This is a genomic window from Mycobacterium sp. 1245801.1 (assembly GCF_001673055.1).
GTDB lineage: Bacteria > Actinomycetota > Actinomycetes > Mycobacteriales > Mycobacteriaceae > Mycobacterium > Mycobacterium europaeum_A.
Genome location: NZ_LZKY01000252.1, coordinates 19,179 through 35,225, shown reverse-complemented (window position 1 = coordinate 35,225; position 16,047 = coordinate 19,179). Strand labels below are relative to the sequence as shown.

General features: G+C 68.6%; 17 protein-coding genes. 9 read left to right on the top strand and 8 right to left on the bottom strand.

Annotated features, from left to right (window positions below):
* The 4 genes from A5622_RS16395 to A5622_RS16380 all read left to right on the top strand — a co-directional run.
* The coding region (locus A5622_RS16395) for an acyl-CoA dehydrogenase family protein (protein ID WP_255361705.1) at positions 1–265 on the top strand (265 nt) is incomplete at its 5' end.
* Positions 265–936 (top strand): TetR/AcrR family transcriptional regulator, encoded by a 672-nt coding sequence (locus A5622_RS16390; protein WP_066879961.1) that lies wholly within the window; start codon positions 265–267, stop codon positions 934–936. The genes A5622_RS16395 and A5622_RS16390, both read left to right, overlap by 1 nt.
* Positions 933–1,559, top strand: a complete 627-nt coding sequence (locus tag A5622_RS16385; protein ID WP_066879958.1) for a hypothetical protein — start codon at positions 933–935, stop codon at positions 1,557–1,559. The genes A5622_RS16390 and A5622_RS16385 overlap by 4 nt, the downstream gene beginning before the upstream one ends.
* An 875-nt stretch (positions 1,560–2,434) precedes the next feature.
* A complete protein-coding gene (locus tag A5622_RS16380; protein ID WP_066879956.1) occupies positions 2,435–3,814 on the top strand; it encodes an NAD(P)/FAD-dependent oxidoreductase in 1,380 nt (459 codons plus the stop codon).
* Here A5622_RS16380 and A5622_RS16375 read toward each other — a convergent pair.
* The 6 genes from A5622_RS16375 to A5622_RS16350 all read right to left on the bottom strand — a co-directional run bounded on the left by A5622_RS16375 (position 3,811) and on the right by A5622_RS16350 (position 9,974).
* Entirely contained in the window at positions 3,811–5,037 is a 1,227-nt protein-coding gene (locus A5622_RS16375) for an O-succinylhomoserine sulfhydrylase (RefSeq protein WP_066879953.1), read from the bottom strand. The two genes, A5622_RS16380 and A5622_RS16375, sit on opposite strands and share 4 nt — an antisense overlap.
* A 16-nt stretch (positions 5,038–5,053) precedes the next feature.
* Positions 5,054–5,494: a rhodanese-like domain-containing protein gene (locus A5622_RS16370; RefSeq protein WP_066879951.1), complete on the bottom strand. Its 441-nt coding sequence runs from the start codon at positions 5,492–5,494 to the stop codon at positions 5,054–5,056.
* 171 nt (positions 5,495–5,665) lie between these two features.
* Positions 5,666–6,922, bottom strand: coding sequence for a formate-dependent phosphoribosylglycinamide formyltransferase (gene purT / locus A5622_RS16365; protein WP_066879949.1), 1,257 nt, complete (start codon positions 6,920–6,922; stop codon positions 5,666–5,668).
* Between the two features lie 97 nt (positions 6,923–7,019).
* Positions 7,020–7,667 (bottom strand): PaaI family thioesterase, encoded by a 648-nt coding sequence (locus A5622_RS16360; RefSeq protein WP_066879947.1) that lies wholly within the window; start codon positions 7,665–7,667, stop codon positions 7,020–7,022.
* Positions 7,664–8,962, bottom strand: coding sequence for an adenylosuccinate synthase (locus A5622_RS16355; protein WP_066879945.1), 1,299 nt, complete (start codon positions 8,960–8,962; stop codon positions 7,664–7,666). Before A5622_RS16355 ends, A5622_RS16360 begins: the two co-directional genes overlap by 4 nt.
* Positions 8,963–9,065: 103 nt before the next feature.
* On the bottom strand, positions 9,066–9,974 hold the full coding sequence (locus A5622_RS16350; RefSeq protein ID WP_066879968.1) for a histidine phosphatase family protein: 909 nt from the start codon (positions 9,972–9,974) through the stop codon (positions 9,066–9,068).
* Positions 9,975–10,382: 408 nt separating this feature from the next.
* On the opposite strand from A5622_RS16350, the gene A5622_RS16345 reads away from it, so the two are divergent.
* The 3 genes from A5622_RS16345 to A5622_RS16335 are packed head-to-tail and all read left to right on the top strand — an operon-like array spanning position 10,383 to position 12,690.
* Positions 10,383–10,961: a peptidase M50 gene (locus A5622_RS16345; RefSeq protein WP_231998200.1), complete on the top strand. Its 579-nt coding sequence runs from the start codon at positions 10,383–10,385 to the stop codon at positions 10,959–10,961.
* Between the two features lie 9 nt (positions 10,962–10,970).
* Entirely contained in the window at positions 10,971–11,753 is a 783-nt protein-coding gene (locus A5622_RS16340) for a site-2 protease family protein (RefSeq protein WP_066872353.1), read from the top strand.
* 40 nt (positions 11,754–11,793) lie between these two features.
* Positions 11,794–12,690 (top strand): cation diffusion facilitator family transporter, encoded by an 897-nt coding sequence (locus tag A5622_RS16335; protein WP_066879941.1) that lies wholly within the window; start codon positions 11,794–11,796, stop codon positions 12,688–12,690.
* A 4-nt stretch (positions 12,691–12,694) separates the two neighbouring features.
* Here A5622_RS16335 and A5622_RS16330 read toward each other — a convergent pair whose 3' ends face one another.
* Positions 12,695–13,108: a DUF3151 domain-containing protein gene (locus A5622_RS16330; protein WP_066872538.1), complete on the bottom strand. Its 414-nt coding sequence runs from the start codon at positions 13,106–13,108 to the stop codon at positions 12,695–12,697.
* 120 nt (positions 13,109–13,228) lie between these two features.
* Between A5622_RS16330 and A5622_RS16325 the strand changes: the two genes are divergently transcribed.
* Positions 13,229–14,098: a hypothetical protein gene (locus A5622_RS16325; RefSeq protein ID WP_066872347.1), complete on the top strand. Its 870-nt coding sequence runs from the start codon at positions 13,229–13,231 to the stop codon at positions 14,096–14,098.
* Between the two features lie 83 nt (positions 14,099–14,181).
* Here A5622_RS16325 and fbaA read toward each other — a convergent pair whose 3' ends face one another.
* Positions 14,182–15,213: a class II fructose-bisphosphate aldolase gene (fbaA, locus tag A5622_RS16320; RefSeq protein ID WP_066879935.1), complete on the bottom strand. Its 1,032-nt coding sequence runs from the start codon at positions 15,211–15,213 to the stop codon at positions 14,182–14,184.
* Between the two features lie 141 nt (positions 15,214–15,354).
* Between fbaA and A5622_RS16315 the strand changes: the two genes are divergently transcribed.
* A complete protein-coding gene (locus tag A5622_RS16315) occupies positions 15,355–16,047 on the top strand; it encodes a DedA family protein (protein ID WP_066872341.1) in 693 nt (230 codons plus the stop codon).

The window sequence follows — 16,047 nt, the reverse complement described above, 5'->3', positions numbered from 1 at the left end:
CGGGGTCACCCGCACCTATCTCGACGACTGCCTGGCCCAGCACCTGGCCGGCGAGCTGACCGCCGCGCGCGCCGCGCGGCTCAAGTGGTGGACCACCGACCTGCAGGTGCGCACCGCCGACCGCTGCCTGCAGTTGCACGGCGGCTACGGCTACATGCGCGAATACGGCGTGGCGCGCGCCTTCGTCGACGCCCGCATCCAAACCATCTACGGCGGCACCAACGAGATCATGAAGACGATCATCGCCAAGGACCTGGGCATCTGATGGCCGTCGACTACAGCGAGCTGCCCGTCGAGGAGGCGGTGCGCGCGGCCCGGGCCGACTCGCGACGCCGCCAGGTGCTCGACGCCGCGGTCAAGGTCATGGGCCGCAACGGGTTTCACCAGATGTCCATGCAGGACCTGGCGCGCGAGGCCAACGTCTCCGTCGGCCTGATCTACAAGTACTTCGGCGGCAAGGAGGACCTGCTGCTCGCGACGATCGTGCGGATCCTCGACGCGTTCCGCGACCAACTGGCACCGGTCATCGCGGCCGCCGGCGACGACGTCGTCGACCAGCTGACCGCGGGCGTGCGCCGCTATATCGAGATCGTCGACGAGAACCTCGACGGCGTGGTGCTGACCTACCGGGAGAGCCGCACCCTCGGGGGACCAGGTCGCACGCAGATCAAGGACCTCGAAATCGCCACCGCCGCACCGCTGCGCACGGTGATCGAGGCCGGCATCGCCCGGGGCGCCTTCCGCGACGTCGACGTCGATCTCACCGTGTTCGACGTCATGCTGCTCGCCCACGGCTGGGCGCTCAAGCACTGGCATTTCGGGACGAATTACAGCCTCGATGAGTACATCGCGCTGCAGACGCGCCACCTGCTGACCGGACTGATTGCCGACGACCGCCGCGCCGACTACGCGGACGTGCTGAAATACAAGTCATGAAACTCACCGCGCGCCGGCTTCGCAGCACGATCGCGCTGCTGACCCTGGGCGCCGCCACCGGCCTGCCCGCGGCGGCCGCCGATCCCGCCGCGGCCCTGCCGGCGATGACCTCCAGCGGCAGCGGGCCGATCATCGGCGGCGGCTCGACGGCCGGGCAGGGAATCTCCCAGCAGCTCTTCAGCTTTGGCAAGCCTGACGTGGTGCAGGAGGTGGACGGCTCGGACGCGGCGCAGTTCATCAACGCCGCGGCCGGGGTCGCCAACCAGCAGCTGGCGGGCCCCTTCTCGCTGCTGCGCCGGGCGTTGACCTGCCAGACCAACAACGCCGGATTCGGCGCACGCGCCTACCGGCGCAACGACGGGCAGTGGGGAGGCGCGATGTTGGTCGCGGCCAAGAGCGCCACACCCAACGTCGACGGCCTGATCGCCTGTGCCAAGACCAACTGGCGCAGGTCGGCGGCGGGCGGTGAAGCCGCGATGTGCAACAACGGCTGGACCACGCCCACGTCGTACGAAAGCCGCCGTGGCGAGACGTATTACATCCTGCTGGCCGGCACCGCCGCCGACTTCTGCAGCGACCTCAACGCCAAGTACAAGACCGACGCCAACGCGTGGCCGTTCTAGGCCGACGCGGGTGCCGCCGCCCGGCGGTGAAACCAATTGTCGGCTCGACGGTTTCGCCGCGACCCGGACACCGCCGGTTTGGGCGCGCTTTTGAATTCATATCCAGTGTGCGCGCACCGGCCCCGAGCAGCGGTTGAATAGCGCTCCAATATAGCCTCGCCGGGATAGCGGCGCAGAATATTTCCATTTCTCACCGCCGCCGGATTTTGCTGAAATTCCATTGCCGCCAAGGCGGCCGCATACCGCTCGTGACGCCGAATCATCCGTATGACGAATCGTGCCGCAATATTCACGAAATCCGTTAGCTCCAAGCGGTTGACCGCGTAAACTCGCCCGCGTCGGGCATCAGACAATCGTCTCCCAGACGAAGGGGGTTCTTATGTCACGTCGTACCGGCAAAATCGTCCTCGCCTTGGTCCTCGCTTTCGCAGCACCGATGACCTCGGCTTGTACGGTTCCGCTAGTTATCGACTGCGGACCCGGTTTGACCTGCACCGGATAGCAGCTCAGTAACCGAAAAGCCACAAAGCGATTTGTGGCTTTTCGTTCGCATAACACTTCGCATAGCGAAGACCAACGGGTGACCGGCCGGGGCCGCGACACGGGTCGCTGGCTCGGCGCGACTCCGGCCGGGATCCTGCACCACACAAAGCATTTCGGGTAGGTGCGCGGCGCCTTGACGCGCGTCGACACCCGGAGGTTCTCCAGACCCGTTGCCTTGCAACGGGTCTGGTCATACGGCGCCCGCCGGTCAGGTGTGACTGTCGTGCGGGGCGCTGCCGTTCCTTCGGATGCTCGCCTTTCTGCGGGGTGGCGTCGTACGGTGGACATGCGCTGGGAAGATCGACACCCAGGCCCACGCAGAAGGGACAGGCATGTCGCGCCATCGTGTCGTCATCATCGGAAGCGGCTTCGGCGGACTGTCCGCGGCCAAGGCGCTCAAGCGCGCCGACGTCGACATCACCGTGATCTCGAAGACCACCACGCATCTTTTTCAGCCGCTGCTGTATCAGGTGGCCACCGGCATCCTGTCCGAGGGCGACATCGCGCCGACCACCAGGCTGATCCTGCGCCGCCAGCGCAACGTCCGGGTGCTGTGGGGCGAAGTCTCGGCCATCGACCTCACCGCCAGGACGGTCACATCCCACCTGATGGGCATGGAGACGGTGACGCCCTACGACAGCCTGATCGTGGCCGCCGGCGCACAGCAGTCCTACTTCGGCCACGACGAATACGCCGCCTTCGCGCCCGGGATGAAGAGCATCGACGACGCCCTGGAGTTGCGCGGCCGCATCCTGGGCGCCTTCGAAGCGGCCGAGGTCGCCACGGATCCGGCCGAGCGCAAACGCCGTCTGACCTTCGTGGTGGTCGGGGCCGGGCCCACCGGGGTGGAACTGGCTGGCGAGATCGTGCAGCTGGCCGAGCGCACCCTGGCCGGGGCCTTCCGGACCATCACCCCCAGCGAATGCCGCGTCATCCTACTGGACGCGGCGCCCGCGGTGCTGCCGCCGATGGGGCCGAAACTCGGCCTCAAGGCGCAACGCCGGCTGGAGAAGATGGACGTCGAGGTGCAGCTGAACGCGATGGTGACCGCGGTCGACTACATGGGCATCACGGTCAAGGAGCAGGACGGCGGCGAGCGCCGCATCGAATGCGCGTGCAAGGTGTGGGCGGCGGGGGTGCAGGCCAGCTCCCTGGGCGCGATGCTCGCCGAGCAGTCCAGCGGAACCGAAACCGACCGCGCCGGAAGGGTGATCGTCGAACCCGACCTCACCGTCAAGGGCCACCCGTACGTCTTTGTCATCGGCGACCTGATGTCGGTGCCGGGCGTCCCCGGCATGGCGCAGGGCGCGATCCAGGGCGCCAAATACGCGGCCACCGTCATCAAGCGCGCGGTCAAGGGCGACGACGACCCCGCCGAACGCAAGCCGTTCAAGTACGTCAACAAGGGCAGCATGGCGCTGATCTCGCGCTACAGCGCCGTCGCGCAGGTCGGCAAGGTGGAGTTCGCCGGGTTCATCGCCTGGCTGGCATGGCTGGTGCTGCACCTGTACTACCTGATCGGCCACCGCAACCGCATCGCCGCCATGTTCGCCTGGGGCATCTCGTTCCTCGGCCGCACCCGCGGCCAGATGGCCATCACCAGCCAGATGATTTACGCCCGCCCAGTGGTGGATTGGCTGGAGCGGCAAGCGCAGGACGGGACGCTGGCGGCCGCCGAGCACGTCGACTCCGCCGAAAAACAGGCCGGCTAACTCAACGCCCGGTCGATGTCGGCGATCAGATCGTCGGTGCCCTCCAGCCCGACGGAGATGCGCACCACGCCGTCGCCGAGCCCGATCGCCGCGCGCCCCTCCGGGCCCATCGCCCGGTGCGTGGTCGTCGCGGGATGCGTCACAAGGGATTTGGCGTCACCGAGGTTGTTCGAGATGTCGATCAGCGCCAGCTTGTCCAGCACCTCGAACGCCCGCTGCTTGGCCACGCTGTCCGGGCAGTCCAGCGCGAAGGTGATCACCGTTCCCCCGCCGGACATCTGGCGCTTCGCCAAGTCGTATTGCGGGTGCGAGGACAGATACGGGTAGCGCACCCAACTCACGGCCGGATGGCTCTCCAGGAATTCGGCGATCCGCAACGCCGACGAATTGCTGTGTTCCACCCGGACCGCCAGCGTCTCAAGCCCTTTCACCAATACCCAGGCGTTGAACGCGCTCATCGCCGGGCCGGTGTGCCGCATCAGCTTCTGCACCGGGCCGTCGATGTACTCCTTGTCGCCCAGGATGGCCCCGCCGAGCACCCGGCCCTGACCGTCGATGTGCTTGGTGCCGGAATACACCACCACGTCGACGCCGAGCGGAATGCCCTGCTGCAGAAGTGGTGTGGCAAAAACATTGTCCAGCACCACCTTTGCGCCCGCGGCGTGGGCAAGCTCGCACACCGCGGTGATATCCACCAGTGACTGCATCGGATTCGACGGCGTCTCGAAGAACACCGCCGTGGTGGGCACCGACAATGCCTGCTCCCACTGCGCCAGGTCGTCACCGTCGACGAAGACGGTTTCGACCCCCCACCGCGGCAGGATCTCGTTGCACACCACGAAACAGGAACCGAACAGGCTGCGCGATGCCACCAGCCGGTCCCCCGCCCCCAGCAACGCCCCCAGCGAGGTGAACACCGCCGCCATGCCGCTCGCGGTGGCGAAGGCCGCGGGCGCCCCTTCCAACAGGCGCAGCCGCTCCTCGAACATCGTCACGGTCGGGTTGCCGTAGCGCGAGTAGACGAAGTGATCCACCTCGCCGGTGAACGACTGCTCCGCCACCGCCGCGGACTCGTAGACATAGCCCGACGTCAGATACATCGCCTCGGCGGTCTCGTCGAAACCCGAACGCAACAGCCCGCCGCGCACGCCGATGGTCGCCTGGCTGACTCCGTCGGGCAGCGCCGCGGGCGTGCGAATGGCGCCGTCGTCGGCCGGTTTCATCGCCGTTTCAGCCCTGTCAGCCCTGTTTCCAAGGCAATCCGATGGCCCGCCAACCGGTTTCGCCCCGGTGACCGTTGGCGTCGAGTTGGCCCTCGAAACCGTCCAGGATGTTGTAGGCCGGTGTGATGCCCAGCTCGGTGGCCACCTCGGCGGCGCCGATGGACCGGTTTCCCGAGCGACACAGGAACAGCACCGGGCGCTCCGCGTCGGCCTGCGCCGACGCAACCTGCTCGCGCAGTTGCTCGGCGAAATTCTCGTTGCGCCGTCCGTCGGACGAATTCCACTCCAGGAACAACACCTCGCGGCCGAGGCTGGACAGATCGGGCACACCGACGAATCGCCATTCGGCGTCGGTGCGCACGTCGACCAGCACGGCGTTGGGGTTGTCGCTGAGCAGCTTCCATGCCTCCAGCGGCGTGATGTCGCCCGCGTAGGAGTGTGCGCGCTCTGTGCTCATGCTCGTATCCCTCGTTCTTCGTACGCGTTGTCAGCCACACTATCCGCGCCCGGGCGCTCAAGCCCCGGCCGGATTCCCCCGGACCCACAGCGATTACCTGACCTGAGATGGTATCGAGGCCTACGCGGTACCCGCTTGGCGGCGGTGGATTCGCGCGAAGTACCGGCCCGCTCAGGCGGGTGACTGCGGCGCGGCCAGCCGGCCGGCGACCTGGCCGGCGCGCTCCCGCGCGGCCGTCACCTCGGGCGCGGTGGCCAGGGCCCGGTAACCGCGTCCGAGGACACGCAGGTCGCTTTCGGGCACGCTCAGCGCGCCGCTCAGCGCGGCGGGGTCATGGGAGTCGGCCGGCTCGATCGCGCGGGTGGCGGCCGGCGACACCATCATGGTGTCCACCGGCAGGCCCAAGACCGTGCGGGCCTGCAGTTCGAACGCGGACAGGCGCTGGCTGCGCAGCGTCACCCAGGCGCTGTCGGTCGGGTATGCGGTGACGTCGACGAAGTACACCTCGTCGCCATTGATCATCAGTTCGACCGCGAAGACGCCGCGGCCGCCCAGCGCCTTGACGATCCGCGCGGCGATCGACCTCGCGGCGTCGGTCGCCGCAGCGCTCAACTTCTGCGGCTGCCAGGATTCCAGCACCTGCCCGCCGGAGCCGCGATGACCGATGGGCGAACAGAATTCGATCGACGGGCCCGCCGGGCCTTCGCTGCGCACCGCCAGCAGCGTCACGTAGAACTCCACTTCGACCACGGTTTCGGCCAGCACCCGGGGCTGGCCGGGGCCCGCATGACCGCCCACCGCCCGCTGCCAGGCGGGGCCGAGGTCCTCGCGGCGCGCCGCCACCGACTGGCCCGACCCGCTGGGCCCGGCCACCGGCTTGACCAACAGCGGATATCCCGCGTGCGCGCCCACCGCCTCGAGTTCGCCCAACGACCCGACGAACCAGAACGGCGCGGTGGGCAGCCCCAGCTCGTCGGCGGCCAACCGGCGCAGGCCCTCGCGGTCCGCGCTCAGGCGCACGGCGCGAGCGCTGGGCACCAGCACGGGGTGCTCGGCACCGGATCCGGTGGCGATCCGGTCGAGGGCCTCGGCGGCGACGGTGTCGGTCGCGGTCACCACGAAGTCGGGTTGCAGCCGTTGCAGCGCCGCGGACAGCTCGGCGGCGTCGCTGAGCGGCAGCACCAGCGCCTGATCGGCCACGCCGTGGGCGGGCGCGTGCGGGCGCGCGTCGACGGCGATCACCCGCGCCCCGAGGCGCCCCAGGTCGATCGCCAGCTCCCGGCCGATCTCGCCGGCACCCAGCAGCACCACCGTGGGCCTGCCGTCGGCGGGCGCCGCGGGCGGGGCTTCGGCGCGCGCCGGCGCTTGCTGGGGCACCACGAGCGCCGTCGTCTCGTCGTCCCGTCCGTCGGTCAGGCCGTCAGTCACGGCTCAAGGATAGGTCGGTTCCTGTGGTGCGCCGGTCGAGCCGCCCGCTGACGATGCGGCCCGCGTAGCGGGGTGCTGAGGAAGCGGGCCACCTAGCCTAGGGCTGGCCTGGGAGTAACTGCACCATCAGGCCGTTGGCCTCGGCCAGCAGCGCGCCGTCGGTGTCGACCAATTCCGCCGACACGAACGCCTTGCGCCCCTCGGTGCCGGTGACCCGTCCGCGGACCACCAGCGGCACATCGATCGGGGTGATCTTGCAGTAGTCCACATGCAGGAACGCCGTGCGGCTGATCGGGCGGTTCGAGGCGTGCGAGACCATCCCGAACATGTGGTCAAACAGCAGCGGCAGCACGCCGCCGTGCACCGCGTAGTTGCCACCGACGTGAAACCGGGTGAAGCGGCCCTGCATCTCGCAGCCGTCGGGCTCGTAGCGCGTCAGCGTCCACGGCGGCAACAACAGGCTGCCCATGCCGGGCAGGTCGGAGGTGCGCCCGGCGGGCGCCTGTCCCTCCACGGCGGCCTGGAAAGGACCGAGCAGCTCGGTCAGCGCCGTGACACGGTCGGCCGCGTCGTCCCACACGTCGTCGTCGGGGTCGGCCGACACCGCGAGGTCCTGCAAGCGCCGCATGGCCGCCACGAACCGCCCGAAGCCCGGGCCCGGGCTGGCCACCCCGTATTCCGGGAAGCCGCCGTGGTGTTCGTATTCGGGGTCGAGGTCTTTGGGATCCTGGGCCGCATCCGTCACGGGCGGGCTGCCAGCACGTCGCGGCGCACGATGGTCTGTTCGCGCCCGGGGCCCACGCCGATGCACGAAATGTGCGCTCCGGCAAGCTCTTCCAGTCGCAGTACGTAGTCGCGCGCCTTGGCAGGCAGATCGTCGAATTCCCTGGCGTGCGAGATGTCCTCCCACCAACCGGGCAGCTCCTCGTAAATGGGCTCGGCGCGCGCCAAATCGCTTTGCGTCATCGGCATCTCGTGGATGCGTGCCCCGTCGATCCGGTAGCCCACACACACCGGAACCGTCTCCAGGCTGGACAGCACGTCGAGCTTGGTCAGAAAGAAGTCGGTGATGCCGTTGACCCGGGTGGCGTAGCGGGCGATGACGGCGTCGAACCAGCCGCAGCGCCGGCGCCGTCCGGTGGTGACGCCGAATTCACCGCCCGTCTTCGACAGGTACTCGCCGTACTCGTCGAACAGCTCGGTGGGGAACGGGCCCGAACCCACCCGGGTGGTGTAGGCCTTGAGGATCCCCAGCACGGCGGTGATCCGGGTGGGCCCGATGCCCGACCCCACGGCGGCGCCGCCGGCCGTCGGATTCGACGACGTCACATAGGGATAGGTGCCGTGGTCGACGTCGAGCAGGGTGCCCTGCGAGCCTTCCAGCAGGACCGCTTCGCCGGCCTCCAGCGCGGTGTTGAGCAGCAGCCGGGTGTCGGCGATGCGGTGCCGGAAACCCTCGGCCTGCTCCAGCAGGGCTTCGACCACCTGGTGCGGGTCGAGCGCCTTGCGGTTGTAGATCTTGACCAGGATCTGGTTTTTCAGCTCCAGCGCGGCTTCGACCTTGTGCGTCAGCACCTCCCGGTCGAGCACGTCGGCGACCCGGATGCCGATGCGGGCGATCTTGTCCTGGTAGCAGGGCCCGATGCCGCGGCCGGTGGTGCCGATCTTCTTGTTGCCCATGTAGCGCTCGGTGACCTTGTCGATGGCCACGTGGTAGGGCAACAGCAGGTGCGCGTCGGCGGAGATGAGCAGTTTGGAGGTGTCGACGCCGCGGTCCTCGAGGCCCTTGAGCTCGTCCAGCAGGACGCCGGGATCGACCACCACCCCGTTGCCGATGACGTTGGTGACGCCGGGGGTGAGCACCCCCGACGGGATCAGGTGCAGCGCGAAATTCTCGCCGGTGGGCAAGACGACGGTGTGTCCGGCGTTGTTGCCGCCCTGGTAGCGCACCACCCACTGCACTCGCCCACCGAGCAAATCGGTGGCCTTCCCTTTGCCCTCGTCGCCCCATTGGGCGCCGATGAGGACGATTGCCGGCATGACACGCTCCCACCTGATCTCGCCTGCGTATTGTGGTCCAGCCGGTGACCCACCCTAGCCTGGCGGCCGCGCGGGCCGCCGGTGGCCGACTGAGCCGGGCAAATCAGCTTAAGCCAGGAGACGTCGCGACCGGCGCACTTGCCGTCGCGGGCGGTTTGGTCGCGCATACGCCGGTCCTGGTCGACGGGTCCAACATCAGGCACAGGCCGTTGGCGCCGCGAGCGTTCTTGGTGCCCGACCAACCCGGGTGCACCGGTTTCCCGTTCCAGCTGATCAGCGTCCAGCCATCGCGGGGGCTGCCCTGGATCACGACGATGCCCGTGTTGGGCAGCGGATCGAAAAGCAGGAGCAACGGATCGGGGTTTCTGACGGTCATCATCGTCCCGACGCCGATGGCGAATTCGCTGGAGAACGCCACCTCGGTGATACTGCCGTTCGCGGCGCGGACCGGGTTGGCGACCGCACTGGCATACATCGTCTGGAGCACGTCGTTGAAGCCGCCCGCGTTGGTCGCGGCATTGCCGTACACGGTTTGCAGCGCGCCGTTGAAACGCCTGCGGAACTCGTACCCGTTGGCGTCGGTGGATCCGGGGGCGAACATCGGCACGATCCGCAGCCCGAGCATCCACGCGACCGGTGCCAGCAGGTAGGCCAACCCGCCGAGGCTGACCTGCGGCTGGCCGTTGAAGGCGCCGGCGTCGATCTCGTTGAGCCCCGGCAACGCCTGCACATTCATCCCCAACGCGGCAGCCAACGGCGCCGCGGTCTGCTGCGTCCTGATCAACTGCGACGCGAAGATCGCGGCGACCGGGCCCTTCGCCATGAGCACGCCGGCGACGGTCTGAGCCTGCTGCTGACCAAGCGCGGTGAGCGACGCTCCGGGCGGCGCGGTGTCGATCAGGGCCGCCGCATTGGCCGTCGACTGCCCATGCCGCACCAGGTCGATCACGATCGATTCATCGGCCGAGGCCTTCGCAGATCCGTTGCACAGCAGAACAATTGAAAGCCACACGGCGCCGACGCGGCGGAACTGCCCCGTCAGCAACGGAGGCGGGTGGGGCCGGCACCCGACGCGACCAATGCGGTTCGCGCGGTTGACAAGACGACGGTAAATCGGCGAATGGTAGTTCTCCGTTCCCTCAACCACTCGTGGCGGGATTCCGCGCAACGTCGGCCCTGTGGCAGGAGTAAAGTATCCGGTTGTTTACCGGCAGCGTTGCAACAACTTTCGTAGTCGACACCATGTTGTGACTGTGTCGTTATGACGAGCACTTCCGGCGTCGCAGTGCGCATGTGGCCAGAGACGTTGGGAGCCAATGACATTGGCTACTGCGCGATTGGATGGGCTGTGACGCAAGGAGATCGAGGCGCCGCGGTCCTGGTGTTCGGCGGACGGCCCCTCTACCGACCACTGCGGGACATGCACACCCACCGGGTCACCGGCGAAACCGACGTCGACGCCGCCATCGGCCCGTATCGGCGGCTGGTCGTGCTGGGCGGCGACGCCGAGCTGGCCGCTGTGCTGACCCGGCTGTTGCGTGCCGAGCGCCTCGACATCGAGGTGGCCTACGTGCCGTGCCGGCGCACCCGCGCGACCCGGATCTATCGCCTGCCGGCCGGACGCCGGGCGGCGCGCCGCGCCGGGCGTGGTGCGCCGCGGCGGGTGCCGCTGATCCGCGACGAGACCGGGTCGGTGATCGTCGGGCGGGCCGGCTGGGTGCCGCCGGATGACGCACGGTCCATCCATGGCGAGGCGGTGGTCGACGACACCACGCTGTTCGACGGGGACGTCGCCGGGGTGTGGATCGAGCCGACGCTGGCCATGCCGGGGCTGCGCGCGGCGATCGTCGGCCGGCCGTGGCGCCACTGGGTCACCGGCCGCGCGGCCCAACTGGGCAGCACGGGCGTCGCCGTGCTGCGCGACGGTGTCTTCGCGCCCCGCACCGCGCGGCGATCGGCGTTCTACCGCCACATCGAAGGCTGGCTGCTGGTCCGCTAGTTTCGATCGGTGAGCTTCCCTGCCTCCCAACACGAATCGGTACGGCCCAGCCCGATCTTTCTAGGCCTGCTCGGGCTGACGGCCGGCGGCGGCGCGCTGGCCTGGTCGGCCGGGGCCAGCGCGCGGCCGCTGGCCTACGCCGGGGTCTTCGTCTTCGTCATCGCCGGCTGGCTGGTGTCGCTGTGCCTGCACGAATTCGGGCACGCGCTGACCGCCTGGCGGTTCGGCGATCACGATGACTCCGTGCGCGGGTACCTGACCCTGGACCCGCGCCGCTACGCCCATCCCGGGTTGTCGCTGGCGCTACCCATGGTCGTCATCCTGCTGGGCGGAATCGGCCTGCCCGGCGCGGCGGTCTACGTGCGGACCTGGTTCATGACGCCGGCCCGGCGCACCCTGGTCAGCCTTGCCGGCCCGGCGGCCAACCTCGCGCTCGCGGTGCTGCTGCTGGTGGTGACGCGGTTGTTCTTCGACCCAAGGCACGTCGTGCTGTGGTCCGGCGTGGCCTTCCTCGCGTTCCTTCAGCTCACCGCCGTGCTGCTCAACCTGCTGCCCATCCCGGGCCTGGACGGATACGACGCCCTGGAACCGCACCTGAGCCGCGACACCCAGCGGGCGCTGGCGCCGGCCAAGCAGTGGGGCTTCGTCATCTTGCTGTTCCTGCTGCTGGCCCCGGTGCTCAACCAGTGGTTCTTCGGGCTGGTGCTGTCGCTGTTCGACCTATCCGGTGTGCCGGACGTGCTGGTGGGCTGGGGCAACGCGCTGACCCGGTTCTGGAGCCGCTGGTTCTGACCCTTGCCATATATGCGCTATTGCGCATATATTTCGCGCCATGGGCGCAGGCCACAACCACACCCCGGCCGAGACGGACGACGCTCGGGTGATCCCGCGCATGGTCGCGGCCGCCGCGATCCTGGCGGCGTTCTTCGTGGTGGAGCTGGCCACCTCGCTGCTGATCAACTCGATCGCGCTGCTGGCCGACGCCGGCCACATGCTGACCGACGTCGTCGCCGTGTTCATGGGGCTGGCCGCGGTCACGCTGGCCCGCCGCGGCAGCTCGTCACCCGCCCGCACCTACGGCTGGCATCGCGCCGAGGTGTTCACCGCCGTCGCCAACGCGGCGCTGCTGATCGGCGTCGCGGTGTTCATCCTCTACGAGGCCATCCGGCGGCTCAGCGAAGCTCCGACCGTGCCCGGCGTGCCGATGATCGTGGTCGCGCTGGCGGGGCTGGCCGCCAACCTCGTCGTCGCGCTGCTGTTGCGTTCGCACTCGTCGGGCAGCCTGGCGGTCAAGGGCGCCTACATGGAGGTGGTCGCCGACACCGTGGGCAGCCTGGGCGTGCTGATCGCCGGCGTGGTGACGGTGACGACGCACTGGCCCTACGCCGACGTGGTGGTGGCCGTGCTGGTCGCGCTGTGGGTGCTGCCCCGCGCCGTCGCGCTGGCCCGCGACGCGCTGCGGATCCTCTCCGAATCGTCACCCACCCACATCGACGTCGAGGAACTGCGCGCCGCGCTCGAGGCCGTCGACGGCGTGATCGACGTGCACGACCTGCACGTGTGGACGCTCTCCCCCGGCAAGGACATGTGCACCGCACACCTGATCAGCGCCGGCGACTCGGCCCGGGTTCTGCACGACGCGCGGGCGGTGCTGTCGGCTCGCGGGCTCGAGCACGCCACCGTGCAGATCGACTGCCCCGACGACAGCGATTGTTCGGACAGCTTCTAAGGCGTCACAGCCCCAGCGCCGGGCGCGCCTCGGGGTCGCAATCGTCGAGCAGGTCCAGGCAGCGCGAGTATTCGTCGGTTTCGCCGATGGTGTCGGCGGCGCGCGCCAGGGCCGCCACACACCGCAGGAAGCCGCGGTTGGGTTCGTGCGAATAGGGCACTGGGCCAAAGCCCTTCCAGCCGTTCCTGCGCAGCTGGTCCAGGCCGCGGTGGTAGCCGGTGCGGGCGTAGGCGTAGGCGGTGATGGCCTGGTCGTCGGCCAGCGCCTGCTCGGCCAGTGCCGCCCAGGCCACCGACGCGGTCGGATGCGCGGCGGCGACGATGCCCGCCTTTTCACCGGCGAGCAGTTCCGCCTCGGCATCGGCATCTCCGGGCAGCAGGATCGGGTCGGGCCCTAGAAGATCTCCCATCGGCGTCATGGCTCTATTCTGCAGCTCGCTCGTTTTGCCCGCGTGACGCACCTCGGCCATCGCCGCGAGCCGGGTACTCGGTCGCTAAGCTCTGCAACTACCCCACGAAGCGGGAGGACAGTAGTACTCATGCCCAACCCATCCGAACCCGACCGCGGCGGCGCGCCGAAACGGCCCGGGTTCGACCCACGCGATTCGCGCACCGAACCGAGCGACGAATGGGGGGCCGAGTCCGGCTTCGACACCGGAGAAGACGCCACCGAGAGCGTCCCCATGGTCCCCACCGACTCCGAGACGGAGACCGTGGTGATCAACAGGCCCGACCCGCAGAGCGGCCCCGAAGAAATCGCGGATGGGCCGCAGCGCGAACGGCGCTTCACCGCGCCCGGCTTCGACGCCAAAGAGACCGCGATCATCAACACCACCGCCGAACCCGCCACCGAGGTGTTCGCGACGCCGCCGGGAGACGCCACCACGCAGTTCGGCGCTCCGCCCAAAGCCGCTGTCCCGCAATCGATTCCGCCGCGGTTCGGGGGGAAGCTGCGCACCTCGCGGCAGTTCAACTGGGGCTGGATACTGGCGCTGGTGGTGATCGTGCTGGCGCTGGCGGCGATCGCGATCCTGGGCACGGTGCTGCTGACCCGCGGCAAGCACGCCGGCGTCTCGCAGGAAGACCAGGTTCGTCACACCATCCAGAATTTCGACGTCGCGATCCAGCGCGGTGACCTGACCACGCTGCGCACCATCACCTGCGGCACCACCCGCGACGGCTACGCCGACTACGACGAGCACGCGTGGGACGAGACCTACCGACGGGTGTCGGCGGCCAAGCAGTATCCGGTGATCGCCAGCATCGACCAGGTGGTGGTCAACGGCCAGCACGCCGAGGCGAACGTCACCACGTTCATGGCCTATGACCCGCAGCTGCGCTCGACTCGCAGCCTGGATCTGCAGTACCGCGACGACCAATGGAAGGTCTGCCAGTCCGCCAGCGGCTAGGCAGGCCAGGTCGCTCTGCCGAGCGTGAAACTAGCTTCACATTGGGCGCCGAGCGTGAAACTAACTTCACGCTCGGCGATCGATCAGCCCACCGACTTTCCGGCGCAATGCAGGTCGGTGCAGGCCTGCACCACCCGCCCGGACATCGACGCCTCGGCCTTCTTGAGGTAGCTGCGGGGGTCGTAGACCTTTTTGACGCCGACCTCGCCGTCGACCTTGAGCACGCCGTCATAGTTGGCGAACATGTGACCGGCGATCGGGCGGGTGAACGCGTACTGGGTGTCCGTGTCGACGTTCATCTTCACCACTCCGTAGCGCAGCGCCTCCTCGATCTCCGACGTCAGCGACCCGGACCCGCCGTGGAAGACGAAGTCGAACGGCTTGGCCTCGGCGGGCAGTCCCAGCCTGGCCGCGGCCACCTGCTGGCCCTGCGCCAGGATGTCGGGGCGCAGCTTGACGTTGCCGGGCTTGTAGACCCCGTGGACGTTGCCGAAGGTGGCGGCGAGCAGGTACTTGCCGTGCTCGCCGTGGCCCAGCGCGTCGATGGTCTTCTCGAAGTCGTCGGGGGTGGTATAGAGCTTGTCGTTGATCTCGTTGGCGACGCCGTCCTCTTCGCCGCCCACCACGCCGATCTCGATCTCGAGGATGATCTTGGCGGCCGCCGCGTCCTTGAGCAGGTCGCGCGCGATCACCAGGTTCTCGTCGATCGGCACGGCCGAGCCGTCCCACATGTGTGACCCGAACAGCGGGTCTTTGCCCGCCGCGACCCGTTCGGCCGAGATGGCCAGCAGCGGGCGGACATAGGTGTCCAGCTTGTCCTTGGGGCAATGGTCGGTGTGCAGCGCAACGTTGACCGGATATCTGTCGGCGATGCAGCGGGTGAACTCGGCCAGCGCCACCGCACCGGCCACCATGTCCTTGACACCCAGCCCCGAGGCGAATTCCGCACCGCCGGTGGAGAATTGGATGATTCCGTCGCTGCCGGCGTCGGCGAAGCCTTTGAGGGCCGCGTTGACCGTCTCCGACGACGTGCAGTTGATCGCCGGGAAGGCATAGGCATCCTCCTTGGCGCGTCGCAGCATCTCGGCGTAGACCTCGGGCGTGGCGATGGGCATCAGACACCTCCTGACGGCTGGTCCTACCCAACCACGGATGCGTGGTCGACAGCTACCCGGCGAAGCGCGGCGCGGGTTAGTACGGGCCTTAAGGTCCGGTCCGTGCGGGCCGGGGTCGTTTCGCCGGTATGTTGAGGAATCATGAGCACCGCCGTGACGGCCCTGCCCGACATCTTCGACCCCATGTACTGGTTGGGCGCCAACGGCGTCTTCGGTTCGGCGGTGCTGCCCGGCATCCTGATCATCGTCTTCATCGAGACCGGGCTGCTGTTTCCGCTGTTGCCGGGCGAGTCGCTGCTGTTCACCGGCGGCCTGCTGGCGGCGCACCCCAATCCGCCGGCCAGCATCTGGGTGCTGGCCCCCGCCGTCGCCACCGTGGCGATCCTCGGCGACCAGACCGGGTATTTCATCGGCCGGCGCATCGGCCCGGCGCTGTTCAAGAAGGAAGACTCGCGGTTCTTCAAGAAGCACCATGTGACCGAGTCGCACGCGTTCTTCGAGAAGTATGGCCCCTGGGCGATCATCCTGGCCCGGTTCGCGCCGTTCATCCGGACGTTCACACCGGTGGTCGCCGGGGTGTCCTACATGCGCTACCCGGTGTTTTTGGGCTTCGACATCGTCGGCGGCATCCTCTGGGGCGGCGGCGTGACGCTGGCCGGCTACTTTCTGGGCAACGTGCCGTTCGTGCACCACAACCTGCAGAAGATCCTGCTGGCCATCCTGCTCGTCTCGCTGATGCCGGCGTTCGTCGCCGCCTGGCGCAGCTATCGGGGACGCCGCCACGCGCACAGCGCCGAGGACCGCGAACCCGAGCGGCTGCCGGCGGCCGAATAG